Here is a 24,492-nt window from a genome sequence, read left to right on the forward strand (position 1 = left end):
ACCGAGTGCCAACCGCACTTTCCGACCGAGAAACTGGATCCGATCATGCCCGTCAACACCGCCGACCCCGATGCGTCCATCGAATGGGACACAGCCGTGGTCGACTCGCGAAGCGTGGACTTCGCGGCAGGCGGGGACGGCGAGTTGGTTGTTTTTCTGCATGGGTGGGGCTTGTCGCCGCGTGCGTATCGTTCGTCGCTTGCATCGCTGGTCAATAGGGGTTTTCGCGTGATCGCGCCCACACTTCCCGGACTCGGCGGCAGCGCAGAACTCGAGCCGAGCGATCGCACTTTTGACGGCTACGCGAAGTGGGTGGGTCGATTTCTCGACGCGATCGGGGTGAACAGTCCGGTAACCGTCGTGGGACATTCGTTCGGTGGTGGAGTGGCGGCAGCGGTGGCACATGATCGCCCGACCCTGGTTTCCCAGCTGGTGTTGGTGAACTCGGTCGGTGGTGGTGCGTGGTCACATTCGTCCGGGCGCGAGTACCCGATCCGTCAGCGACCGCTGTTGAATTGGTGCGGCTCGGCGATAGCTGAAGCCATTGCGACCTTCCCGGCCCGTGGACCTATGCAGTTGCTGTTGGACGAGGTAGTTCCCAATGCGGTCCGCAATGCCGGTTCGTTGTGGCGCACGGCGAACCTGGCCAGGAACGCCGATCTCATCGCACTGTTCGAAACGATGGCAGAACGTGCGATGCCGGTGTCGATGCTGTGGAGCGTCGGCGATCAGGTGATCCCACGCGCAAGCTTCGACGCGATTCGTGCCGCCCTCGTAGATCCTCGAGTTCACGAAGTTCGTGGCAACCACAACTGGCTGATCGACGACGCCGAACTGTTCGGGCAGTTATTGACGCACGTGCTTTCCGATTCGGCCACAGAACTCGTCGGTTGACCGCCAACTACCGTGTATCTTCGAATCCATGAACAGGCAGGGAACGGCGACGCGATCGTTGTTGCTGCTTCTGCTGCCGTTCATCGCGATGCTCGCTACTCCACCGCTCGGTTCATCAGGCAGTGCCGCGGTTCTGGGAACCGCGATTGCTGTGTTTGTTGTTGCCGCATTGGCGACGTCGCCCCGCAGCGAGCTTCTGCAACTGTTTGCGCGCTCGTCGAGTGGGCCGGCCCGTGACGAGCGTTGTCTGCGTGGGTCTTTCCGCAGGCAGAGCAGCCCGGACGCCCCAGGTCGTCCGCAGCCCCGAGCTCCGGGAATCGGTCTGTAGTCTGACGCTGCGCGGGTGAGAAACCCGTCGTAGGTCGGTCAGCGAAGCTCAGCCCACGACCATTCCCCGCGCTCGCATTCTGCTCGAGCGTGCCTCTTGGTGAGGTTCATTCATCATGCTTGATTTCATCTATTACCCCGTATCCGGAATCTTGTGGTTCTGGCACAAGGTTTTCTCCCTGGTTTCGGGAGCACCCGACAGCGGTGTCGTCTGGGCACTGTCCGTGGTGTTTCTCGTCTTCACGCTCCGAGCGATTCTTTTCAAACCGTTTGTCAAACAGGTCCGCACGCAGCTGGTGATGCAGAAACTACAACCGCAGATCAAGGCATTGCAGAAGAAGTACGCCGGCGACAATCAGAAGCTTGCCGCGGAGATGGCGAAGCTCCAGAAAGAACACGACTACAGCCCGCTGCTCGGATGTTTGCCGATGCTCATTCAGGCACCGGTCTTCATCGGCTTGTATCACGTTCTGCGGTCGTTCAATCGGACGGGAGCGGCTACCCACGTCCCGTTCCTCAGCCCTACCGAACCCATGTCCATCGCCGACAACGCGAACACTGCCAACTACTTTTTCAGTGCCTCGGATGTGCAGTCGTTTCTCGATGCGAAGCTGTTCGGGGCGCCGCTGTCGGCGATGATTTCGAGTCCGGCCGCGCAATTGGAGGCGTTTGGCGATGTGACCCGGCTGTCCATAGTTCTGGTCGCAGTTCCGCTGATGATCTTTGCCGCGGTGGCGACGCACTTCACGTCGCGGGCATCCATCGCGAGGCAGGTGGACACCGGGACCGTCAACCCGCAAACGGCGATCATGAACAAACTCGCGTTGTGGGTGTTTCCGGTCGGAGTGGTTGCCTTCGGTGCGTTTGTGCCAGTCGCGATCCTGATCTATTTTGTGAGCAACAACTGCTGGACATTCGCGCAACAGCATTTTGTGTACGGCCGGATTGCGGCGGAGCAGCGCGAGGCAGATGTGCAGATCCCGCCAGGCTCCGCGTCCACAGCGCCTCTTCCTGGTGCCAAGCAGACCAAGGCAAAACGGAAATCGTGACGAAAATCAGCACTCCCTACCGGCTGGTAACACACGTACGCTGGATTTCATGACCAAGTGGACTGCAGAAGACGTTGTCGATCAGACCGGCCGCACGTTTGTGGTGACCGGGGCCAACAGTGGGTTGGGGGAGGTAGTTGCACGAGCATTGGGCAAAGCGGGCGCAACCGTCGTACTTGCGTGCCGCGACACATCGAAGGCTGAACCCATTGCGGCGGAGATCGGTTCCAACGCAGTGGTACGGCAACTCGATCTTGCGGATCTGGCGTCGGTGCGGGCATTTGCCGACGCCACCGACGCCGTCGACGTTCTGGTAAACAACGCCGGTGTCATGGCGATACCCTTCCGCCGGACGGTCGACGGTTTCGAAATGCAGATCGGCACAAACCATCTGGGGCATTTTGCGCTCACCGGCTTGCTGAAGGACAAGCTGACGGATCGTGTCGTGACGATGTCGAGCGCACTGCACCAACTGGGAACCGTCGATCTCGATGATCTCAACTTCGAGCATCGCAAATACAACCGGTGGCTGGCGTACGGGCAGTCCAAACTCGCCAATCTGCTGTTCACGTACGAACTTCAACGCAAACTGGCTGCGTCGGGTTCGCCGCTCAAGGCATTGGCGTCGCATCCGGGGTATGCGTCGACAAACCTGCAGGGCCACACCGAGTCCGTCTTCGACAAGCTCATGGGCATCGGCAACCGGATCATCGCGCAGTCTGCGGAGATGGGCGCATTGCCGGAGCTGTATGCGGCAACCGTTCCTGATGCATTCGGCGGCAGCTATATCGGCCCGGACGGTCCGTTCGAGCAGCGTGGATACCCGAAAGTGGTTGGCTCGAACAAGAAATCGCACGATACCGAGACCGCAGCGGGCCTGTGGACGCTTTCCGAGAAGTTGACCGGAGTGTCGTTCGGACTGTGACGCCGATGGCCGCGAACCCCAGTGGGATTCGCGGCCATCGCAGCAGTTGCACTGTTACAGCAGTTCCGCTCTTACAGCGTGACAACCATCTTGCCGGTGTTCGCGCCGCGCATCAGATCGATGAACGCCTGCGGGGCATTGTCGAGACCTTCGACTATGGTCTCGTCCCACGCAATCTTGTTGTCGGCGAGCCACCCCGCCATGTGGGTGCGGAACTCGGGGCCGAGATGGCGGTATCCGCCAACCAGGAATCCGCGCAATGTGAGCTGCTTGCCGATCGCTGCCGCCAAGTTGCTGGGGGCGGTGGGCTTTTCGGTGGTGTTGTACTGAGCGATGGCTCCGCACATCGCGATTCGGCCGCCAGAATTCATGGCGTCGATAGCAGCCTCGAGATGTTCACCGCCGACATTGTCGAAGTAGACATCGATTCCGTCGGGTGCGGCAGCAGCGAGAAGTTCGGTGACCGGTCCGTCGTGGTAGTCGAACGCGGCATCGAAGCCGAGTTCGAGGAGACGAGCGACCTTCGCCGGAGAACCCGCGCTGCCGATCACACGCTTGGCACCCAGGAGCTTTGCGATCTGGCCGACCAGTGATCCGACGGCTCCTGCTGCGCCGGAGACGAATACGGTGTCACCTTCTTTGAACTCGGCAACAGCTGTCAGTCCCGCGTACGCGGTGAGGCCCGTCATGCCGAGCGCACCGAGGTAGGCCGTGGCCGGGGCAATGGACGTATCAGCGGGAGTGACGGCTGTCCCGTCGAGAATCGCGTACTCGCGCCACCCGAGGCCGTGGACAACAACGTCTCCGACAGTGCGATCGGCGGACTTCGAGGCGATAACCTCTCCGACTGCGCCACCGTCGAGAGCTGCGCCGATCTGGAAGGGCGGCAGGTACGACTTCACGTCGTTCATGCGTCCACGCATGTACGGATCGACCGAGATCGCGATGTTGCGCACCAGGATCTGGCCGTCTTCGAGTTCGGGAAGCTCGACCTCGACTGTGGAGAAGTTCTCGGGGGTCGGCCAACCGTTCGGCCGGGATGCAAGGTGGATCTCGCGGCTGATTGTGGGGGTGGAACTCATTAATCGTCCTTACTTACTTCGAGGGTGACCTCGATGTTGCCGCGAGTTGCGTTGGAGTACGGGCACACCTGGTGCGCCTTCTCCGTCAGCTCGACGGCCTGTTCATGGGGCAAATGGGGAAGTGAAACTTCAAGCGTCACAGCAAGTCCGAAACCGCCGGCGTCGTTCGGGCCGATGCCGACGCGAGCGCCTACCGCAGAGTCCGCAACATTGGCTTTCTCCGCTCGGGCGACCATCTGCAGTGCAGAGTGGAAGCACGCCGCATATCCGGCGGCAAAGAGCTGCTCGGGATTGGTGCCGTCGCCGCTGCCGCCCATTTCCTTCGGGATGGCCAGGCCGAGATCGAGGCGTCCGTCGGAGGTGCGGGCGTGGCCGTTGCGACCTTCGCCGGTGGCCAGTGCTTCTGCGGTGTACACGATGTTCATGGCTTCTTCTTTCCGTCGACAGCGTTGGATGTTTGAAGGTGCTTGCCTAGCCGGACCAGGACTTCCCGGAGTTTCACCAGTTCGTCGAGATCAAGTCCCGTTGCCTCGGCGAGCGTGCGGGGTATGTCTTCTGCCTTGCTGCGCAGTGCCAAACCGCTCTCGGTCAGGTGAATCTCGACGCGGCGCTCGTCACTGGTCAGGCGTCGGCGCTCGATGAGCTCTTGGCTTTCCAGTCGCTTGAGGAGCGGCGAGAGAGTGCCGGTGTCGAGATCAAGGGCGTCGCAGATATCCCGAACGCCGCGGCCGTCGCGTTCCCACAGTGTCAGCAGGACCAGGTACTGGGGATACGTAATTCCCAAGTCCTCCAGCATGGTTCGGTAGGCGGCCGTGGTTGCTCGCGACGCCGAGTAGAGGGCGAAGCAGAGTTGGTGTTCGAGGGCGAGCGGGTTGGTCACAAAAAACACTGTAGCGCACAGTTTAGTTGTGCACAACCTAGCTGTGCAAAATCTATCTTGGACGCCTGCGGTCGTTCACGGAGTATTGACACGCCTGCCACCTGTCCGACGCGTGTGGACGGTACTTCTGAACGATGAGCGATTCGACGGAATATGACCTGGTTGTCATCGGCTCCGGCCCGGGCGGGCAGAAGGCGGCAATCGCGGCCGCCAAGCTGGGCAAACGAGTGGCCATGGTCGAGAAGGGCAACATGCTCGGGGGAGTGTGCGTCAATACCGGCACCATTCCGTCGAAAACGTTGAGGGAGGCGGTTCTCTATCTGACCGGCATGAATCAGCGCGAACTGTACGGCGCGAGCTACCGGGTGAAGGGGAACATCACACCGGCGGATCTGTTGGCTCGAACGCAGCATGTCATCACCAAGGAGATCGAGGTGGTGAGATCACAACTCTTGCGTAACCGCGTCGAACTGCTGGTCGGAGTCGGATCATTTGTCGACGCGCACACCATCCTCGTCGAGGATGCTTCGCGCGGCGACAAGATGACGATTACCGCGAAGTTCGTCGTGATCGCCACGGGCACACTGCCTGCGCGTCCGGCGGGCGTCTCGTTCGACAGCCACCGAGTTCTCGATTCCGACGGAATCCTGAATCTGACGTCCATTCCCGGCACCATGGTCGTGGTCGGCGCTGGTGTTATCGGAATCGAATACGCGTCGATGTTCGCAGCGCTCGGCACCAAGGTCACCGTCGTGGAGAAACGAACCTCGATGCTGGACTTCTGCGACCCTGAGATCATCGAATCGCTTCGGTATCACTTGCGGGATCTGGCGGTGACGTTTCGATTCGGTGAGGAGGTGACTGCCGTCGACGTCGGCGCCAACGGAACTCTCACCACGTTGGGTAGCGGCAAGCAGATTCCAGCCGAAACCGTCATGTATTCGGCTGGGCGTCAAGGTCTTACCGCGCCTCTGGCATTGGAGAATGCCGGACTCGAGGCCGACGACCGCGGCCGAATTTACGTGGACGAGAATTTCCGCACCAAGGTCGAGCACATTTACGCCGTCGGCGATGTCATCGGATTCCCGGCTCTTGCAGCCACTTCCATGGATCAGGGTCGACTGGCGGCGTATCACGCGTTCGAAGAACCTGGCGCGAAGTTGATGGATTTGCAGCCTATCGGCATCTACTCGATTCCCGAGGTGTCATACGTCGGCGCAACCGAGGTCGACTTGACCGAGGAATCGGTGCCGTACGAGGTCGGGGTGTCGCGCTACCGCGAACTTGCCCGCGGTCAGATCGCCGGCGACTCATACGGAATGCTGAAAATTCTGGTATCCACGGACGACCTCAAGTTACTCGGGGTTCACATCTTCGGTTCGGGAGCAACAGATCTCGTCCACATCGGACAGGCGGTCATGGGGTGCGGCGGTACCGTGGAATACCTTGTGGATGCGGTCTTCAACTACCCGACGCTGTCTGAGGCGTACAAGGTTGCTGCACTCGACGTGATGAACAAGATCAGGGCTCTCAAGCAGTTCCAGTAGACAATGATGTCAGGTGGCGGTGAAGGCGGTTGATCGACGGATTCCCGATCGTGCGCCGGCCTTCGAGCCGCACTCTGCTCGGAGTAGTGCCGTAGTAAGCCTCGAAGGCTCGTACGAAGTGCGGTTTTGACGTGAATCCCCAACGGCGAGAGATATCTTCCACGGACGCGTCGGCGGAATCCGGTGTCGTCAGTTCGCGGTACGCATGTTCTAGTCGCTTACGGCGGATCACCTGCGCAATCCCACCCTCGTCGTTGAACGCACGGTAGAGCTGCGCCCGGGAGACTGCCAGTGCAACGCAGATTGTCGTAGGGCTGAGCCAACTCTCGCCGAGATGATCGAGAATGTACACCAGGGCGCACGCTCGAAGACCCTCCGGAGGTGCTCGAAGTTGTTGCTCGGGTGCAACGTGCCCCACACTGGCTTTCAGCAGCGATTCGACAACGTTTTCGTACTGCGCCGCGCCAGCGAAGTCGAGGTGTGGGAGTGCGTCCGAGATCGACTGCAGGCACTGCGAGAAAACTACCGCGGGCATTCCCGTCAGGACGGTGCCGTGCAAGGAGCGACCGTGCGACGAGGCCTCGACGAGTGCACGCGGCACAACCAGACTGATCGTGCGGGCAGTGCGCTCCGAGTGTGTTCGGACGCTCGCGCGAAGCGGTTTGCCTAAATCGACAAACGAGACCTCGTTCGTCCGGACGAGGAAGTCGACACCGTCGGCGTCGCCGCCCATCGCGCCGGCTGTCCACGCCTGGACCACGTAGTGATCGTCCAGTTCGCTTTCCGTGATCAGTCGACGGTTTCGCACGTAGTTCTGACTGTTGACGGTGGTCTCGCCGATCAGTGACGTCCCGGTGGCAGTACCCGAGATCGTCCCGTGAAGTGGGACATCTCGGCCGGCGCGTTCGGTGACGTAGAAGGGCCGAGTCGCTGCTCGCCAGTAGTCGTCACGGTCCGCCGCGTCCACAAATCCCGTGGATATGTCAATCCGGGGCTCAATCATGGGCACGCGGGGGATGTTATGTGAAATAGGCCAGGTCAGGGGCGCTTTCCGGAAAATAGCAGAGATAAGTGATCGGCGCCACAATGTGAGACAAAACGGGCATGAAGTGGAGACGCTTCGCATTCACACTGCGGTGGACATGGGCCTATGGTCGATACTGTGCGCGGATCTGTGTGGAATTTCTGCTCGGGCCGGGGGTTTGCCTCCCGGTTTCGGGGCGTGCCCGCAGTAGGGCTCGCGTAGTGCCCGGATCGAAGTCGGATCCGATCGACCGCAAGCCCAGAAGTCGTGTCTCCGTGCGCCGCAGGCTGCTGGGGGCCGCGTCGTCGACGCCCCGTGCTCGACTCGTCAAGCTGATGCAATCGCCGTCGGGATTGACTGTTCTCGACGCTCCCCGTGGGTTTGGTAAAACCGCACTCGCCGGGTTGTGGTTGTCGGCCCCGGCTCCATTGCCGAATCGGCCGGTGGTGTGGGTGCCTGCGCCTGATGCGCCCACAAATCACATCGACTACTGGGACAAGGCACTGACCGTCATTCAGGATTCCTGCGAGGCAGTTCCGAGGCTCGCGGATAATCACGCGTACCCCGAACGCAAGATGCGCGAGTATCTTGCGGCATCGACGGTGCCGTTCGTGGTGGTGTTCAACCGGGTGGATCTGATCGAGGGGCATGGCCTCGGTGAGCGGCTCACTGCCCTGATCGACGACGTGCCGGGATTGAAAATAATTGTCACACTGCAAGATCGAGCATCCGTGGAGGTCCTGGACAACGTCCGCATCGAGGAGAGCCTGACCGTAGACGATTTGCGATACACACCGGACGAAGCAGTGGCACTGTTTTCCGGAGCCGGTATTGCCGTGCCTGCCGATGTTGTCCACTCGATCTGCGGGCGGTTGGCGGGTGTACCCGCGCTGATGAAGGTGGCTGTGGATGTCGTGAGCGGGCTTCCGGAGCGCTCCCGTAGCCGCGAGATAATTATGCAGCGCATCGATCTGGCGCTCTACGGCTACACAAAGCGCCAGGTGCCTCCGAAGGCTGCGCGTACCGAGTTGTCGAATTTCACGCTTCGAATCGCTGCGGCGCGGACTGTTACCGTGGCAACAGCGCAGTTGTTGGTCCCGGGGGTCGACGTTGCCCCGCTGATGAATCGGCTCGAATCGTCCGCCTTGTTGTTCCGCGACCGGCATCGGGAGAATTGGTATTTTCCTCCTGCCGTTCGTGAAGCGCTGATGAGGATCGACGACGAAACCGGCGGTGCTTCCAGGGAGCGGTTGCTCCTACTGTCGCGGTATTGCCTCGACCACGGTGATATCGCCGATGCGGTCCACTACGCAATCGACGCGCAGGACTGGTCGGAGGTCGCTGCCATTCTCAGCCGGCACTGGGCGGATCTCCTGGTAGCGCATTCCGGGTTGCTCCGAAAAGCTATGTGGTCCATGCCGGAAGAGATCATGTCGGCAAGTCGTTCCATGCAGGTCGGGCGCGACATGCTGGAGTTCCGGTTGCGTACACCCTCCGTGGATCTCGACACCTACAACACGGAGTCCTCGGAACTTGCGGACGTCGCTGCGATGACCGACGTGCTCGCCCAACTGAACAGCGGAACGGTTCAAGTTATCGTGTTGCGCGCATCGGGAGAGCACGGGCGATCAGCCGACGTCGCACGCACTCTCGTCGATATCGCGGACTATCTGGATGTCGGCCGGATCGACGAGTTCAGAAGTCAGCTACCAGCTCTGCGTCTGATCTGGGGTGTCGCATTTCAACTTGTCGGCAATGTCGACGACGCAGCCACACAATTGGCGATCGCATACCAGGATGCGCTTCACAGCGGTCCACGTTTTGTTGCGCGACATTCAGCCGGCAATGCGGCGCTCAATGAGGTTCTGCGCGGCAGACTTTCGGAGGCGTCGCAATGGCTTCTCGCGGAAGGGGTAGAACCCGACGTTCCCGGGTGGCTGGGACCGCCGTCCCATATCGGCGGCGCAATCGCCCGGCTCTTGATTGCGTTGGATACGTTGGATCTTTCCGCGGCTGCTGCGGCGATCGAGATTCTCGACGGTATCTCGCCGGCCGGCGACGTGTGGGCCTTCGAAGCGTATGCCCGGACGCGGTGGGCATTGGCTCGGCGCGATCCTTTCGCGGGGCTGGTCACTCTTCAACGTGCCGGCGCCGCAAACGAACCGCCCGTCAATTGTGGCGTCTCGAGCGGTGCCGCAATGCTGAGCGCCGCGCGCATCGATCTGCTCCTGGCCGCCGGTGAAGGGGCCAAGGCAATTGGCGAGGCTGCGGTTCTCGGGAACCGCTTGCCGATAGTGCAGGTCTCGGCGGCACGTGCCTACTTTCTGACGGGGAACCCTGAGCGAGCCCTGCAACTATGCCGGGCAATCGACTGGAGCGCAGATTTCTATCCCAGGGTGCATACCGAGGCGAAACTGGTAGAAACCGCGGCATATCACAGTTTGGGTGAGTGGTCGGATGCCGGCGATTCATGGTCCAGGGCTTGTGAATTGGTCGAGCGCACCGGTGCTCTTTCCGCGTTCTCGACAATTCCGCGACGAGTGATCGAGGATCTCGAAACGCGCGCACCATCACGTAGCAGCTCTGTTGTCGCTTTTCTCGAATCCGAAGCGGTAGAGATGTATCCCCCGACAATCGAACGCCTGGTCCTCAGCAGGCGTGAGGCAGAAGTGCTCCGCGGATTGTCGGACGGACTGCCCATCGCCGATATCGCCCGGAAGCTCTTTGTCACCCAGAACACGATGAAAAGTCACATTCGGCGGTTGTACCGAAAGCTCGGTGTCCATTCGCGTGACGAGGCTGTTGCCGCGGCACACCGGCTCTCCTTGCTCGGCGCAGAACCGGTGCGCCAACGGTTCTCACCGTAGATTGGTCTCTGCGTACACGGTCATCGCTTCGCGGATCAGCTCTGCCGTACCCGGACCGTGGACGTCGTAGTTGGCGCGGAATCGTGGATCGTCGACGTACATCTGTCCCAGTCCGATAAATGCGTCGGCGCTGGGAGTTTTTCCCTGCCAACCGGTTTTGACCCAGGTGAACTGGCGGTGGGTGATGGCCTGGACGGTGTCGGATTCGGGTCCGAGCCCGTCTGCTGCGGCTTTGCCGAACGCCGCGGCGATGTCTTTGTGCGCGTTCAGGTGAGACGTCTTCTCCTGCTCGGACATCGAGCGCCACCACTTGTCGCTGCTGGTGTATACGTCGCTACCCCACCTTTCGATCACCTCGTCTTTGTATTGAGCGTGGTCGAAGCCGTCGAACACTTCTTCAGGCATGAGTGGTAGTCCTTTCTCGGTTTTTCTCAATGTTGTGGTCACCGAATCGATCTGGCGACAAATCCGGGCGCGTTCTTGTTCGAGCAGTTCGAGGTGAGTGTGCAGGGCGGTTGTTGTGTCTCGTTCGCCGCCCAGAATCTCCGCTATGACCGGCAGTCCTAGGCCGAGTTCACGCAGCAGCAGGATTCGCTGAAGCCGAACCAGTGCTGTGTCGTCGTAGAAGCGGTATCCACCTGCTCCCGTTCGATGGGGTTTCAGTAGTCCCAGGTCGCCGTAGTGGCGCAGGGTTCTGCTGGTGGTTCCCGCAGCTTTGGCAAGCTCTTGGATGGACCATTCGGTCACTGTTTTCCACTCCCTTCCTCTATCGGTGCGCTGTATCCATTGTGTAAGTTGACGTAACGTCAAGGTCAAGGGGAATTTTGCACCTGATTTCCGCGGTCGTCACGAACGCGTCTCCAGCTGACCGATTCGATGAACTAACCAGGGTGATCCAGCTCACTTGATGATCGTATTGAATAGTTCAAGCGCCCTCTGTTGACGCTTTCTCATACCTCGATAACGATCACCTGAACAGAACGAAATGTGCTGAAGACAGGAACGGTGGTCACGATGACTGAACTGGTGTCGGGCGTAGCCCAGACCAAGCCCTATGACCTCGACGATCGGTACCGGTCGGGATCGGGTCCGGTGTTGCTGACCGGTGTTCAGGCAATCGCTCGTGGCTTCGTCGAACAGCATGTCCGCGACATCCGCGCAGGCAAGCGGATCGCCACCTTTGTCTCCGGGTACCAGGGGAGTCCCCTCGGCGGCGTGGACAAGATGCTCCACGGGATGCCCAAGGTGCTCGCCGAGCACGACATCACCTTCGTACCCGGCTTCAACGAGGAACTTGCGGCCACCGCGGTCTGGGGTAGCCAAACAGACCTTCCTGCAGGAACCGCGACCCACGACGGCGTGACCGGCATCTGGTACGGCAAGGGGCCCGGTGTCGACCGCGCTACCGATACCATCCGCCACGCGAACATGTACGGCGTCAACCCCAGGGGCGGCGTCGTCCTTCTGGTGGGCGACGATCCTGCATCCAAATCGTCGACCGTACCTGCAGTGAGTGAGCGCTCCCTCGCAGCAATGGGCGTGCCGGTTCTGTTCCCCCGCAACGCCGAAGAAATCATCACGATGGGCATGCACGCGGTGGCGCTTTCACGCGCATCCGGTTGTGTTGTGGCCCTGAAGATCGTTGCCGACGTAGCGGACGGCGCGTGGACGGTTGACGGCAGCATCGCCGACTTCGACATCGTGGTGCCCGAGGTGCAGTTCGAAGGTAAGCCATTTGTCTACAAGCAGCGTCAGATGGCAGCGCCGCCGGACAGCGTCATCGCAGAAGCCGACCTGTACGGACCCCGGTGGGATCTGGTGCAGGCCTACGGTGCCGCGAACAATCTTGATGTGATCGAGGTTGATCCTTCAGGTGCCAAAATCGGAATTGCCGCTACCGGAACCACATTCGACTCCGTACGTCAGGCTCTGACAGACCTGGGTGTCGACGACGCAGCCCTGCATCGTGCGGGAATTCGGCTGCTCCGTATCGGTATGCCGTACCCGGTGGTGGGGGAGTCGGTGCGAGAGTTCGCAACCGGACTCGAGCAGATCATCGTGGTCGAGGACAAGACGGCATTCATCGAGGCTCAGATTCGAGAGATCCTCTACGGAATCGATGATGCGCCTCGCATCATCGGTAAGCGCGACGGCCAGGGCCGACTGCTCATGCCCGCGAGTGGTGAGCTCACCGCAGGCCGGTTGCTCGCCCCGTTGCGCCGCGTACTCAAGCCGCACGTCGAGCTCAAGCGCACCCTCCCGGCTCCGCTGTCGCTGAACGTGCTCTCCGCCAAGCGCACCGCGTACTTCTGCAGTGGGTGCCCCCACAACCGTTCCACCGCAATCCCCGAGGGTTCCATCGGCGGCGGCGGAATCGGTTGCCACACACTCGTCACCATGTCCGGCCGTGAGGACAGCGCTGTCACCGGTTTGACGCAGATGGGCGGCGAGGGCAGCCAGTGGATCGGGCAGGCACCGTTCACCGACGTGCCTCACCTGTTCCAGAACATCGGCGACGGCACCTTCTTCCATTCCGGTCAATTGGCTGTTCAGGCGTGCATCGCTGCAGGCGTGAACATCACCTACAAGTTGCTCTACAACGAGGTAGTGGCGATGACCGGTGCGCAGGACGCAGAAGGTGCCCTCTCCGTTGCTCAACTCAGCCACAAGCTGACCACCGAGGGCGTCAAGCAGATCATCATCTGTGCGGACGATCCGGGCCGGCACAGCAAGCGTGCCCTGGCCAAGGGCACCAAACTCTGGCACCGCGATCGTCTCGACGAAGCTCAGAAGGAACTTCGCGAGATCAAGGGCGTCACGGTCCTGATCTACGACCAGCACTGTGCGGCCGACGCGCGGCGTCAGCGCAAGCGTGGCACGTTGCCCACCCGCAACACTCGCGTCGTCATCAACGAAGCGGTGTGCGAAGGCTGTGGCGACTGCGGAGTGAAGTCGAATTGCCTGTCTGTTCAGCCGGTGGACACCGAGTACGGTCGCAAGACGAAGATCGACCAGACGTCGTGCAACACCGACTACACCTGCATGGACGGCGATTGCCCTTCGTTCGTGACCGTCGAACTGGTTCCCGGAAAGAAGGCTCCCAAGGCCGCTCGTCCGGTCCCGCCAGTGGTCGCAGATCCTGATCTGGGCCCGCTCACCACAACCCAGAATGTTTTCCTCGCAGGTATCGGCGGCACCGGCATCGTCACCGTCAACCAGGTGCTGGCAACAGCAGCGCTGCGCGCCGGCCTCGAGGTCGAGAGCCTTGACCAGATCGGTCTCAGTCAGAAAGCCGGACCCGTTGTCTCCCACTTGCGTTTCAGTTCCGGAGCGCTCGAGCCGTCCAACCGGCTCACCCCGGGCAGTGCGGATTGCATCGTTGCCTTCGACCTGCTGACCGCGACCGACAACAAGAACCTCGACTACGGCAACCACGAGTCGACCATCTCCATCGCCTCGACGTCGCAGACGCCGACCGGAGACATGGTCTACGACAAGGATGTTCGCTACCCGGAGGAGTCCTCCCTCTTGGCTCGCCTTGACAAGGTCTCGCGGACGCTGCGTTCGTTCGATGCACTTGCCGCGGCCCAGGAGTTGTTCGGTAACACGGCAGCAGCCAACTTCCTGCTCATCGGTGCGGCTTACCAAAGCGGGGGACTTCGTCTTCCGGCTGAGGCCATCGAAGAGGCGATCGGCATCAACGGTGTTGCGGTGGAAGCAAATATCGCCGCATTCCGCTGGGGCCGCGCGGCAATTGCCGACACGATTGCGTTCGAGGCAGTCACGACGCCTGCCAAGTCCGTCCGCACACCGGTCGTCGCACCGGCACACATGTTCGCCGGGACAACCTTGGCTGGTGAAACCCTGCGACTGGTGGAACTGCGTGCGGCGCAGCTCATCGAGTTCCAGTCCGTCAAGGTCGCTGCGCGGTACATCGATCAGGTTCAGGCAGTCTGGACCGCCGAGCGTGCCGCAACCGAGCGCACCGACTTCAGTGAAGCGGTCGCCCGTGGCCTGTTCAAGTTCACCGCGTACAAGGACGAGTACGAAGTTGCTCGCATGCTGGTCGATCCCGCCTTCATCGACGAGGTCAAGTCCCAGGTGCCTGCGGGTGAGAACCTGACATACAAGCTGCACCCGCCGATCCTCAAGGTGATGGGTCGTAAGAAGAAGATCGGGTTCGGGCCGAAGTCGCATGTCGCGCTGAAGGTTCTGGCGAAGGGCAAGAAGCTCCGCGGCACCAAGCTCGATCCGTTCGGCTACATGCACGTCCGCAAGGTCGAGCGTGAACTGCTCGAACAGTACGAGACCATCGTCGCGGATCTGTCCCGCGCCTTGGGCGCCGAAGGTTACGACCGCGCCGTCGACATCGCGGCTCTCCCGGACATGGTTCGTGGTTACGAGGACGTCAAGCTCGGCAACGTCGAACTGTACAAGGCGCGCCTGCGTGAGTTGGGTGTCAACGGCTAACTCGGTACGAGGGATGACTGTGCCCCAGCGACATTGTCGCTGGGGCACAGTTGTGCTCCAGCGATATTGCCAATGACCCTTGACCTTGACGCTACGTCATGGTTGACACTGTGTTCATGCGAATAGGACAGCTAGCGGAGGCCGCTCAGACCACACCGAGGACTGTGCGGCACTACCATCGGCTCGGATTGCTCGCGGAACCCGTCCGGCGGGCAAACGGGTACCGCGAGTACACGATGGACGACGTCGTACGGCTGGTCCGCATTCGTTGGTTAGCCGAGCGGGGTGTTCCGTTGGGTTCGATAGCGGCGTTGTTCGCCGCAGACACCTCGGAAGAAGGGGTGAGCGATACCGTTGCCGATCTCCGTGCGCTGATCGGGGCAGTGGAAGTCGAACAGGCAAAACTGGCGCGTCGGCATGTCGGACTCACGTCGATGCTCGCGGACGCCGAGAGCGGCCGCATCGTGTCTGCCTTGCCTACGGAAGTTGCGTCAGCTCTGACCGACGCCGTCGATACCGCGTCGTCGCCGGGAGTGCAGCGCGCGCTCGAGCGTGAACGAGATCTTCTCGAGGTGCTGGCAATGACGGGAAGTGCTCCCGAGCAGTTTTTACACTCCTATGCGTCGGTGATCGCGGATGACGAGAAGCGTTCCCACTACCTCGCGTCGCTGTCGGAATGGTCGAGTATCGAAGGGAAGGAGCCGGTTTCGATCGAGAGCGCGATTGAGCAGCTCGCATGCAGCATCCTGGCCCAATTCGACGAGCAGACAATTGCGGACCTGAGGGCCCAGTCCGACGTCGGGCTAGGCATGCCCGTCTCGCTCGACGATGTTGTTCCGGACCCGGCGCAACGTGAGGTAGTACTGCGGGTTCAGCGCGCGCTCGTGGCGCGAATAGCCGACGAAGGTGAGGGGCGATGACATTCTCGAACACAAAACTTGGGGCGTTGTGGCTCTGGATTCGTGGCCGTGACGCAGTTGTGGAGCAAGGCGCCGTCGTTGTTCGATCCAGCGGTGGATCATTGGTTCTTCCTGTCGCTTTCGGCGTTGCCACCGTCATCGAAATGGCGGTGCTGCACATTCTTGTGCCATGGATGTGGCTCAGTGTGATTCTTGCAGTGGCGTCCGTGTGGTCGTTGGTGGTGCTGTTCGGCTACCTGGCTCTGCATCGGGTTCATCCACATTTCGTGACGGACACACGGTTCGTGGTGCGACAATCCGGAACAGTTGTCGCTTCGATCGACCGAGAGTCTATGGCGTCGGCGGCATGTGTGCGTCGATTCGACACAACAACACCGGAGTTAGAAGGCAGTCGGTTGACGTTGCCGAATCTCGACGGAACCAACGTCGATGTGGTTCTGCGACAACCGATCCACGTCGAACTTCCGGCGTTGATCCCGCGATACCGCCGGAGCGGATTTGTCGACAGGATCAGTCTGTACGTCGACGAACCCGCTGATCTGGTGGGCAATTTGTTGAAGGTGTCGTGAATGTAGTTGGGCTACTGCGGGTTTTGTACGCAGTTGGCGTACCGAACTGACCCGGCAACAACAGTCATCGCGATCTCGGTGGTGAGGAGTGAGTCGACACCTTCTGTGAACGGATCTTGTTTCAATACGACAAAATCGGCAGCTTTGCCCCGAACCAGTTGGCCGGTCACGTTTTCCCACCGACACGAGTAGGCCGCGTCCCGAGTGGCGTGTGCGAGAGCTTCCGCGAGAGGAAGTGCGTACTGCGGGAGGTTGGGTGGCAGTGACGGGTCGATGGCAGACATGCGAGTGGTGGCGATGAACATGTTAGGCAGCGGTGGGTGAGGCGCAGTCGGCGCGTCCGATCCCAAGGCGAGAACCGCACCGGCCTCGGTGAATTCGGGCCACGGGTAGGCACGATTCACACGGTAGTCGCCGAGCATTGCACGCCAGTTTTCTTGAATAGCAGGATCCGCATGAACTGGTTGCATGGAGGCGACCACACCGAGTCGGGCAAGGCGCTCGACGTTGTCTCGGGTGATCGACTCCAGGTGTTCCATCCGATGCCGCCGGGGAATATCCCCGTTGGTGGCTATCGCGTATTCGAGTGCCGTCAAACCGATCTCGGACGCCTCGTCGCCGATGGCATGCATGGCGATTTGCAGGCCTGCGGCGTCGGCGGCGGTCACGACAGGTATCAATGACTCCAGGTCCCAGATGGGCTCGGCGTTGGTGCCGTCCGAATACGGCTCTTTCATTGCAGCAGTGCAGCTGTCGATCACACCGTCGATGATGATCTTGATGCCCGCGACGGCGAGCCACGGACCTTGGACGCGATTGTGCAGCTCGATCACGTCATGAACTTGCCTGACATTATCGGCGTCGTTGTCCTCACGCGTCATCAGCCAATGTGCAGCGACCCGCAACGGCAGCGTTCCGTTCCCTGCGTCCAATGCTCTTTCCAGACAAGCTAATTCGTCCGGGCCAAGTGCCATGTCCACTGCGCCGGTTACGCCGTCTTCGAGATAACGGCGGAACGCGAGCGCCAGGGCCGTGTCCCGGTCTTGGTCGGTTGCGAGTTCAGCCAGCTTCGGCCACACGTAGAGCATCACCGCGGTCTCATACAGCATTCCGGTTGCTTCTCCGGTGCTCGGGTCTCGATCGATGCGACCACCGATCGGGTCGGGCGTGTCGGCATCGATGCCGAGTTCTCGTAGCGCCGCGCTGTTCACCCAGACAGAATGTAGATCGTTGGCATCGAGGTACACCGGACGGTCGGGCACGACGGCGTCGATCATTTCCCGCGTCGGGTGTTGCCCACCGAGTGCCGAGAACAGCCAACTGCGTCCAAGCAGACGAGGTGCATCGGGGTTCGATTCCGCGAATTGGCGGATGCCGGCCTGAATGTCGGCAACACTGGTGGCGTCGAGTAAATCGAGCTTCTGCAGTGAGAATCCCATCATGATCAAATGGGTATGCGCGTCGACAAAACCGGGAAGTACAACGGCGCCTTGGAGATCGACTACTTCGGCGTCAGGGGTAAGGATTTCCGCGAACTCGGACTCTCCCGAGAAAATGAGCTGCTGATCCTTGACGACCAGCGATTCGGCCCAGCCGCCCTCGGCGGCAGTGAAAATCTTCCCGTTGCGGTAGTGAGTGATGCGCTCATTCATGACTTTTCGTGATCCTTACGCGATGACGGCGGTGGTGACAGCGGCGCTGTGGTGACGATACGCACCGTCGGTGCGCGCGGACAGGCGAGATACCAAGGCGAGCGGGACCAGCAGAAGGAAGTTGATGGAGGCGATTCGTCGAGTATGGGGAGCGGCGCGTCGACCACTAAGTCTAGCGAATTCGATTCGTTAAATGTGTGTTCCGCGTGAATCTGGCGTCGCCGGTCTGTTTCTTGTTGTGAGGCATATGCTTCCGCAATGGCTGAGCTTGCCGAACGAACCCGCTACTTCGAGCGCTACGTCACTTTTATCGACGCGATCGTCGCCATCGCGATCACGCTGCTCGTTCTACCGTTGGTCGAACTGACCACCGACCACCATGGCACCACGTCCGAATTACTGCACGAGAACGCTGCACAGTTCTACTCCTTCGCGCTGAGCTTTCTGGTGATTTTCCGGCTGTGGTGGTCGCAGCATCGGCTGCTTCGTTTTGTGATCGACGCAGACAAGGTGGTTGTGCGCGGATTGGGGCTGTGGGTGCTGACCATCGTGTTCTTGCCCTTCCCGACGGCGTTGGTGGCGGCGCCCTCGCAGGATCTGGGAACCAGGGCTCTCTACATCGGGACGATGGCCGCCAGCGCTGCGTGCCTGGCAGTGGTCGCATGGGGTCTGGTCCGCAAGCCGTCGTTGAGTGAGGAGGGTGCCAAACCGAATTTCACGGCCGAGATTGTCACTTTCCTGATACTGGTGGTGGCACTGCTCGTCAGTGTGCTCGTTCCGGCGACGTCGTATTTCCCGTTGTTCCTTCTCCTGCTCTCGTCGCCGATCGAGAAGCTGTGGGATCGAGTACAAACGAGAAACCCCGCTTAGGCTCGCCCTCGTGGAACCAGACCTTGACTACACGATGCCCGGACCGTTAACCGGACTCGACGGGGTGGATGTGCCGTCGCTCGAGCTGCTCGCCGTCGATCCCGTGGACATTTGCCGAGTAGTTCCCTACCTGGTCGTCCAACCCACCGATGCGCAGTCGCTGAATCTGTCCGCGGACAGATTCGACGAAAACCAGATCCGACCGGCAAACGTTCTGTTTCAACGGCTACTCGCACTGGATGCAGCTCCGTTGACCACTGCCCGGGAACCAGGCAAACGGGTCGTCGGAACCTGTCGGCACTTTGCTGTGATGAGTTGTGCGCTGCTGCGTCACCGCGGTATTGCCGCTCGTGTCCGCTGTGGCTTTGCCACTTACTTCCAGCCCGGGCAGGGCGTCGACCATTGGATCACCGAGTATCGGGACGATGACCGCGGACGTTGGATCCGCATCGACTCGGAGATCCTGGGGCAGAACATACTTCCTCACGCACATGCCCTGCAGCCAGCAGAGTTCCTCAGCGGCGGCGAGGCATGGGTTGCGTATCGGCGCGGCGAGATCGACGCATCCCAATTCGGGGTGTACGGAACCGAGAACTGGGGGCCGGCCGAGATCCGTGGTAACGCCGTGAAGGATCTGGCCGCAGTGAACAAGGTCGAAACCCTGCCTTGGGACGAGTGGGGCCGCATGACCGACGCCTACGACGGAAAGACCGGTGCGGAGTACGACCTGCTGCTCGACGAGATCGCCGGAGTCTGCGCTTCCGACGATCCCATCGCCATGCGGGCACTTTACGACCACAAGGATTTGCGGGTACCGGACAGTCTGATTTGTTAATCATCTCGCGCGAGCGGTCCCGCGCGCCGAATGTGCGCCCGCGCGGATGATCGAGCGCGCGTCCGCACAATCGCCCTGCGGCGTCGTCGGTCCAGCGGGAATCTCAAGTTTGCTTCCGCTGTTGAAAGAAATCCAAGCCCGCGGGAATTGATCGGCCTCCGAGCACGTTACTTGAGTCAAGAACGCTCAACTTACTATTAGGAGGCTTCGGAATGCCAGCATTCTTCGGGCCCGAGGGTCCCGGTCGCATCGACCTTTCCCGGCTCATGAGCAGGGCCACCCAGCAACTCATGGCTGAGGCTGCTCGCGCAGCGTCTGCTCGCGGTGATTCGGATCTCGATGCACTGCACGTTCTCCGTGTCATGGCGGAGCAGGACCCGGTCCGCACGCTCATGCAGCGCGCCGGGGCCGACCCGAAAGCCGTGGTCGAGGCAATCGACCAGCGGCTGCCACAAGGCCGTGAGCAGGGTGGCTTCACTGCGCCCGTGCTCAGCAGCGCCGTAAAAACAGCATTACTCGAGGCACATCAGTTGGCTCGGGCACTGGGATCGACCTACATCGACCCCGAACACCTCTTCATCGCGTTGGCCGGCGACATGGATCACGTTCCCGGTCGTCTGCTCGCTTCCGCCGGTGTGACGCCGGAGAAGTTGCAGAACGCCGTTCGGAATCCCAATGCGCCTGCCGAGGAGAGTGACTCCGACACTCCGATGCTCGACAAGTTCGGGGTGGACCTCACCGATCGCGCCCGAAACGGCGGCGTCGATCCGGTGATCGGCCGCGCCGACGAGATCGAACAGACCATCGAGATTCTCTCGCGTCGCACCAAGAACAACCCTGTTCTGGTGGGCGAAGCCGGTGTCGGTAAGACCGCCATCGTGGAGGGTCTGGCTCAGCGCATCGTCGACGGTGAAGTGCCGGACTCGTTGGTGGGCAAGAGAATTGTCCAGCTCGAACTGTCCAGCATGGTCTCGGGCACTCGGTACCGCGGTGACTTCGAGGAACGCCTCACCAAGGTCATCGACGAGATCACCGCCAACAAGGACGAGCTGATCGTGTTCATCGACGAGATGCACACCATTGCAGGTGCCGGCGGCGGCGCCGAAGGTGCGATGGATGCCGGAAACATCCTCAAGCCCAAGCTCGCTCGCGGTGAATTGCACATCGTCGGTGCCACCACGCTCGACGAATACCGCAAGCACATCGAGAAGGATCCGGCTCTCGAGCGTCGCTTCCAGCCTGTTCAGGTGGGGGAGCCGTCGATCGAGGACGCTATCGCGATCTTGAGTGGCTTGCGCAGTCGCTACGAGGATCACCACAAGGTGCACTACACCGACGAGGCGATCACGGCTGCGGTGGAACTGTCGGCTCGCTACATCGGTGACAGGTTCTTGCCGGACAAGGCAATCGACTTGATCGACCAGGCCGGCGCCCGGCTTCGTTTGAAGACGGCCACCGTGGACACCGCTGCTCTGCAGCAACGTCTCGAGCAGCTCGAGAGCGACAAGGAGAAAGCCGTCGCCGACGAATTGTACGAGAAGGCGTCGCAGCTGCGTGACGAGATCAACAATGTCACACAGCGTCTCGAAAAGGCGGGGACCCAGGCTCCCGTTGCGGAGGAAACACCGGACGTGACTGCGGAGCAGATTGCCGAAGTTGTCGCTCGCGCAACGGGTATCCCGGCCAGCCAGATGACTCAGGCAGAGAAGGATCGCCTGCGTCGGCTGGAAGAGGAACTGCACAGCCGGGTGGTCGGTCAGGACGATGCTGTGCGCGCAATTGCACGCGCCGTACGTCGCAGCCGTACCGGTATGAGCGACCCGAATCGCCCCGTCGGTAGCTTCCTGTTCCTCGGACCCACCGGTGTCGGTAAGACAGAGCTCGCAAAAGCTTTGGCTGCCACACTCTTCGGTGACGAGAACAAGATGCTGCGCTTCGACATGAGTGAGTTCGGCGAGAGGCACACGGTCAGCAGGTTGGTCGGTGCACCTCCCGGATACGTCGGCTACGGCGAGGCCGGACAGCTCACGGAACAGGTGCGTCGTAACCCGTACTCGGTGATCCTGCTCGACGAGATCGAGAAGGCGCACCCGGACGTATTCAACACCTTGCTCCAAGTGCTCGACGACGGACGTCTGACCGACGGCCAGGGTCGCACGGTGGACTTCAAGAACACCGTCGTGATCATGACCAGCAACCTCGGCTCGGACATCATCTCGAGCAAGTCCGGTGGACTCGGCTTCATCACCGGTGACGCAGAGTCGGCTGAGAAGCCGCTGCGTGATCGTGTGATGGCTCGGCTGCGCGAGTCGATGCGACCTGAGTTCCTCAATCGTATCGACGAGATCGTGATCTTCCGCAAGCTCGACACCGAGCAATTGCACCGGATCACGGACCTGCTGCTCGAGGACAGTCGTAAGCGGTTGCAGTCCAAGGGTATCGAGATCGAGTTCACAGCTGACGCGGTGGACTGGATTGCCGAGCACGGTCACCAGCCGGAGTTCGGGGCCCGGCCGCTTCGCCGCTCGATCCAGCGGGTTGTCGACGACAAGATCGCCGACATGCTGCTCGACGATCTTCTCGTAGAGGGCGGCAGCATCACCGTCGCGGTTGACGAGGGTGAGTTGGTGTTCAGCTAGGGGCTTCGCCCCCGTGCGCCTTTCTGGTAGTGGACGCTACCGGAAAGGCGCACAGTCGTGTAGCGCCAAGAATCTCCGCTGCCAGCGCGTCGTTGTGCCGGAAGAACCCCGCATTGGTGCGCGGACGGGGGAAGGCCGCAGACCAGTTGTGGCCGGCAACCCAAGGTCCGACAGCGAATCGACGGGGATGGACTGTGTTGTCGGCGCGGCAGATTCGCGACGTCCCGTCCACGGCCAGCTTTGCTGCGCTGTCAACGGTGGCCCGTAGTTCAACTGCCTCGCCGCGCCGGTGCAGGGAACGCAGCAGTGCGTCGCCGCTTGCACTGATGGAGGCAACGGGCAAGCGCGCTTCGATGAGGGTGCGCGTAGCCACGATGTCGGTATGAGATGCGCTGCGCGCGACAAACAATCCGTCTCCGGTCGACGGATCTATCTCGGTGGAGAAAACGGTATCGGGGCCCAGGAACTGCACTACGCCTGCTTCATTGAGCGCCAGCAGTTGCTCGAGTCGCTCCGGCGGCGGACCACTGGCGATGAAGCTGAAGAAGGAATGCAGCCAGCCCTCGACGTCCTTGGCGACAGATTCGGCCGGAATTCGGCCACGGCGCAACAACTCTCCGACGGTCATGTACGAGGACAGCAGTGCCGAGAAGACCGCGGCATCGGCGCTGAAATATGGATCCGATCTGCGCGAGATATCGGCGGCAATGTACTCACCGATCCGTTTCTGAACTGCGTCCAATCCGTCGTAACGTTCGCCGCCGAGCGGACGGTTGAGCTGCTCCAGGTCGATTCGGTCTTCCGCTTTCGGCACGGCGTTCTCGATCAATTCGTCCAGGCGCGGCGATCCCCAACTCAGTGAGGCAAATTCGGAGTCGAACTCTTCCCACGTGCCCACGGTCCGTTCCGGATGTGCAGCAAAAAGTTCGTAATAGTGCGCGCCCGCCAGTTCCTTCGAGGCCAACGGCCAGATATCTTCGTGGAAGTTCAGTGGGCCATCGCCAGGCACCAGATCTGCGGTGAAGAACCTCGGTAGCGGCGGTCGAGCGTCTTCAATCGAGTACGAGATCTTGGAGTGGTAGGGAACTCCTCGACGCGATCCCGCATACAGAAGTGGTTCCCTCCCTGACGGCGAGTACACGAGGTTGCCGTTGTCGGCTCGTTCGAAGACACCACCGCGACTCTCCGCGAGGAGCACCATCCAGTCGATGAACGCCAGTCCCAGGCCCGCGATCAGCACCGGCTCACCTTCGGCAATGACATCGGCGTCGAGGTCTGCGGTGTATCCGGGACCGACGTAGGTCAACCCGTGCTCGGCGGAGAAGTCGCTCAGTTGAATCTCCCTTGGGGCAGCCAAGGCGTCCGGATGCCCCTGGGCCAGTAAGACACTCGTTGCTTCGATCACGTCACCGTTGTCGAGACGGACGTTTTGCCCGCCCTCTGTGTCATCGATCTCGATCACCGATCGGCGATGAATTCGAACGACGACGTGCGGCGGTGCTGAGTCGACAGCCGACTGGAACACCCAATGCAAATAGCGGCTTTGCAAGGATCTCGACGCGAACGACGCCGGTGTGACGGTCGGAATCTCGTCGGCAATTTCGGGAAATGAACCAAGTTCTTCAGTGTTCTCGGCGACCCATTCGGCCAGAGTTGGACCCGGCACGATCGGACCGTCGACGATTGTGGTGCTGTCGGTGAACATCGTGACGTCGGCGGTGGTGGAGTTCATCCACAAGAGAGGGGCTTGGCTGCCACGCCAGATACGTCCGGCGCCAGCTGGATACGGGTCGACCACGTGAATCTCGAGTGGCGTCGGGTCTGCGTTTACCGCTTCTTGCGCGAGGATGCGTTCGAGTACTCCGGTGCCGCGAGGACCGCCGCCGACGATCACGATGACTGCAGCATCGCCCACAGACGTACGGGGTCGGTCGGCGTCCAC

The 24,492-nt window shown here is 61.1% G+C and carries 19 protein-coding genes; 12 read left to right on the forward strand and 7 right to left on the reverse strand.

Annotation, left to right across the window (positions count from 1 at the left end):
* Positions 1 to 45 precede the first annotated feature (45 nt).
* The 4 genes from CJ178_RS26020 (at position 46) to CJ178_RS26035 (ending at position 3,195) form a co-directional block, all read left to right on the forward strand.
* Positions 46 to 894 carry an alpha/beta fold hydrolase gene (locus CJ178_RS26020; protein ID WP_084702970.1) on the forward strand — a complete coding sequence of 283 codons (849 nt, stop codon included), beginning with the start codon at positions 46 to 48 and terminating at the stop codon, positions 892 to 894.
* 28 nt (positions 895 to 922) lie between these two features.
* Entirely contained in the window at positions 923 to 1,222 is a 300-nt protein-coding gene (locus CJ178_RS26025) for a DUF6412 domain-containing protein (protein ID WP_033234006.1), read from the forward strand.
* A gap of 115 nt (positions 1,223 to 1,337) precedes the next feature.
* Entirely contained in the window at positions 1,338 to 2,270 is a 933-nt protein-coding gene (yidC, locus tag CJ178_RS26030) for a membrane protein insertase YidC (protein ID WP_045068877.1), read from the forward strand.
* Positions 2,271 to 2,319: 49 nt separating this feature from the next.
* The gene (locus CJ178_RS26035) at positions 2,320 to 3,195 is read left to right on the forward strand and encodes an oxidoreductase (protein WP_045068879.1); all 876 of its coding nucleotides are present in this window, start codon (positions 2,320 to 2,322) and stop codon (positions 3,193 to 3,195) included.
* A gap of 71 nt (positions 3,196 to 3,266) precedes the next feature.
* On the opposite strand, the gene CJ178_RS26040 is transcribed toward CJ178_RS26035, so the two are convergent.
* From CJ178_RS26040 to CJ178_RS26050, 3 genes are read right to left on the reverse strand one after another with little or no spacing between them, the layout of a single operon-like run.
* Entirely contained in the window at positions 3,267 to 4,277 is a 1,011-nt protein-coding gene (locus CJ178_RS26040; RefSeq protein ID WP_045068881.1) for an NADP-dependent oxidoreductase, read from the reverse strand.
* The gene (locus CJ178_RS26045) at positions 4,277 to 4,702 is read right to left on the reverse strand and encodes an organic hydroperoxide resistance protein (protein WP_033234010.1); all 426 of its coding nucleotides are present in this window, start codon (positions 4,700 to 4,702) and stop codon (positions 4,277 to 4,279) included. The genes CJ178_RS26040 and CJ178_RS26045 overlap by 1 nt, the downstream gene beginning before the upstream one ends.
* Positions 4,699 to 5,157, reverse strand: coding sequence for a MarR family winged helix-turn-helix transcriptional regulator (locus CJ178_RS26050; protein WP_045068883.1), 459 nt, complete (start codon positions 5,155 to 5,157; stop codon positions 4,699 to 4,701). The genes CJ178_RS26045 and CJ178_RS26050 overlap by 4 nt, the downstream gene beginning before the upstream one ends.
* A 134-nt stretch (positions 5,158 to 5,291) precedes the next feature.
* On the opposite strand from CJ178_RS26050, the gene sthA reads away from it, so the two are divergent.
* Positions 5,292 to 6,704, forward strand: coding sequence for a Si-specific NAD(P)(+) transhydrogenase (sthA, locus tag CJ178_RS26055; protein ID WP_045068884.1), 1,413 nt, complete (start codon positions 5,292 to 5,294; stop codon positions 6,702 to 6,704).
* Here the strand turns inward: sthA and CJ178_RS26060 are convergent.
* A complete protein-coding gene (locus tag CJ178_RS26060) occupies positions 6,688 to 7,707 on the reverse strand; it encodes a helix-turn-helix domain-containing protein (RefSeq protein ID WP_095888324.1) in 1,020 nt (339 codons plus the stop codon). The two genes, sthA and CJ178_RS26060, sit on opposite strands and share 17 nt — an antisense overlap.
* Positions 7,708 to 7,949: 242 nt before the next feature.
* Here CJ178_RS26060 and CJ178_RS26065 point away from each other — a divergent pair, with 242 nt between their 5' ends.
* Complete coding sequence (locus CJ178_RS26065) at positions 7,950 to 10,595, forward strand: helix-turn-helix transcriptional regulator (protein WP_257013440.1); 2,646 nt, start codon at positions 7,950 to 7,952, stop codon at positions 10,593 to 10,595.
* Here the strand turns inward: CJ178_RS26065 and CJ178_RS26070 are convergent.
* Positions 10,587 to 11,342: a MerR family transcriptional regulator gene (locus CJ178_RS26070; protein ID WP_095888325.1), complete on the reverse strand. Its 756-nt coding sequence runs from the start codon at positions 11,340 to 11,342 to the stop codon at positions 10,587 to 10,589. The two genes, CJ178_RS26065 and CJ178_RS26070, sit on opposite strands and share 9 nt — an antisense overlap.
* Before the next feature lie 267 nt (positions 11,343 to 11,609).
* On the opposite strand from CJ178_RS26070, the gene CJ178_RS26075 reads away from it, so the two are divergent.
* The 3 genes from CJ178_RS26075 to CJ178_RS26085 all read left to right on the forward strand — a co-directional run bounded on the left by CJ178_RS26075 (position 11,610) and on the right by CJ178_RS26085 (position 16,554).
* Complete coding sequence (locus CJ178_RS26075; protein WP_095888691.1) at positions 11,610 to 15,065, forward strand: indolepyruvate ferredoxin oxidoreductase family protein; 3,456 nt, start codon at positions 11,610 to 11,612, stop codon at positions 15,063 to 15,065.
* Positions 15,066 to 15,181: 116 nt separating this feature from the next.
* The gene (locus tag CJ178_RS26080; protein WP_257013441.1) at positions 15,182 to 15,985 is read left to right on the forward strand and encodes a MerR family transcriptional regulator; all 804 of its coding nucleotides are present in this window, start codon (positions 15,182 to 15,184) and stop codon (positions 15,983 to 15,985) included.
* The gene (locus CJ178_RS26085) at positions 15,982 to 16,554 is read left to right on the forward strand and encodes a hypothetical protein (protein ID WP_052683586.1); all 573 of its coding nucleotides are present in this window, start codon (positions 15,982 to 15,984) and stop codon (positions 16,552 to 16,554) included. The genes CJ178_RS26080 and CJ178_RS26085 overlap by 4 nt, the downstream gene beginning before the upstream one ends.
* Positions 16,555 to 16,565: 11 nt before the next feature.
* Here CJ178_RS26085 and CJ178_RS26090 read toward each other — a convergent pair whose 3' ends face one another.
* Positions 16,566 to 18,206, reverse strand: a complete 1,641-nt coding sequence (locus CJ178_RS26090; protein ID WP_095888327.1) for an amidohydrolase — start codon at positions 18,204 to 18,206, stop codon at positions 16,566 to 16,568.
* 258 nt (positions 18,207 to 18,464) lie between these two features.
* On the opposite strand from CJ178_RS26090, the gene CJ178_RS26095 reads away from it, so the two are divergent.
* The 3 genes from CJ178_RS26095 to CJ178_RS26105 all read left to right on the forward strand — a co-directional run bounded on the left by CJ178_RS26095 (position 18,465) and on the right by CJ178_RS26105 (position 22,550).
* Positions 18,465 to 19,076, forward strand: a complete 612-nt coding sequence (locus tag CJ178_RS26095; RefSeq protein WP_095888328.1) for a TMEM175 family protein — start codon at positions 18,465 to 18,467, stop codon at positions 19,074 to 19,076.
* Positions 19,077 to 19,086: 10 nt separating this feature from the next.
* Positions 19,087 to 19,911: a transglutaminase-like domain-containing protein gene (locus CJ178_RS26100; RefSeq protein ID WP_095888329.1), complete on the forward strand. Its 825-nt coding sequence runs from the start codon at positions 19,087 to 19,089 to the stop codon at positions 19,909 to 19,911.
* Positions 19,912 to 20,123: 212 nt separating this feature from the next.
* A complete protein-coding gene (locus CJ178_RS26105) occupies positions 20,124 to 22,550 on the forward strand; it encodes an ATP-dependent Clp protease ATP-binding subunit (RefSeq protein ID WP_033234017.1) in 2,427 nt (808 codons plus the stop codon).
* Here CJ178_RS26105 and CJ178_RS26110 read toward each other — a convergent pair.
* On the reverse strand, positions 22,543 to 24,492 hold the full coding sequence (locus CJ178_RS26110) for an FAD/NAD(P)-binding protein (protein ID WP_257013442.1): 1,950 nt from the start codon (positions 24,490 to 24,492) through the stop codon (positions 22,543 to 22,545). The two genes, CJ178_RS26105 and CJ178_RS26110, sit on opposite strands and share 8 nt — an antisense overlap.

The sequence above is a fragment of the Rhodococcus sp. ACPA4 genome (assembly GCF_002300185.1).
Lineage (GTDB): Bacteria > Actinomycetota > Actinomycetes > Mycobacteriales > Mycobacteriaceae > Rhodococcus_F > Rhodococcus_F globerula.

Bases quoted from the DNA above. Each gene is read 5' to 3' on its own strand.
- CJ178_RS26025 (WP_033234006.1), top strand. From the start codon at position 923: ATGAACAGGCAGGGAACGGCGACGCGATCGTTGTTGCTGCTTCTGCTG.
- CJ178_RS26075 (WP_095888691.1), top strand. From the start codon at position 11,610: ATGACTGAACTGGTGTCGGGCGTAGCCCAGACCAAGCCCTATGACCTC.
- CJ178_RS26040 (WP_045068881.1), bottom strand. From the start codon at position 4,277: ATGAGTTCCACCCCCACAATCAGCCGCGAGATCCACCTTGCATCCCGG.
- yidC (WP_045068877.1), top strand. From the start codon at position 1,338: ATGCTTGATTTCATCTATTACCCCGTATCCGGAATCTTGTGGTTCTGG.
- CJ178_RS26020 (WP_084702970.1), top strand. From the start codon at position 46: ATGCCCGTCAACACCGCCGACCCCGATGCGTCCATCGAATGGGACACA.
- CJ178_RS26105 (WP_033234017.1), top strand. From the start codon at position 20,124: ATGCCAGCATTCTTCGGGCCCGAGGGTCCCGGTCGCATCGACCTTTCC.
- CJ178_RS26085 (WP_052683586.1), top strand. From the start codon at position 15,982: ATGACATTCTCGAACACAAAACTTGGGGCGTTGTGGCTCTGGATTCGT.
- CJ178_RS26045 (WP_033234010.1), bottom strand. From the start codon at position 4,702: ATGAACATCGTGTACACCGCAGAAGCACTGGCCACCGGCGAAGGTCGC.
- CJ178_RS26090 (WP_095888327.1), bottom strand. From the start codon at position 18,206: ATGAATGAGCGCATCACTCACTACCGCAACGGGAAGATTTTCACTGCC.
- CJ178_RS26035 (WP_045068879.1), top strand. From the start codon at position 2,320: ATGACCAAGTGGACTGCAGAAGACGTTGTCGATCAGACCGGCCGCACG.
- CJ178_RS26095 (WP_095888328.1), top strand. From the start codon at position 18,465: ATGGCTGAGCTTGCCGAACGAACCCGCTACTTCGAGCGCTACGTCACT.
- sthA (WP_045068884.1), top strand. From the start codon at position 5,292: ATGAGCGATTCGACGGAATATGACCTGGTTGTCATCGGCTCCGGCCCG.
- CJ178_RS26080 (WP_257013441.1), top strand. From the start codon at position 15,182: ATGCGAATAGGACAGCTAGCGGAGGCCGCTCAGACCACACCGAGGACT.
- CJ178_RS26060 (WP_095888324.1), bottom strand. From the start codon at position 7,707: ATGATTGAGCCCCGGATTGACATATCCACGGGATTTGTGGACGCGGCG.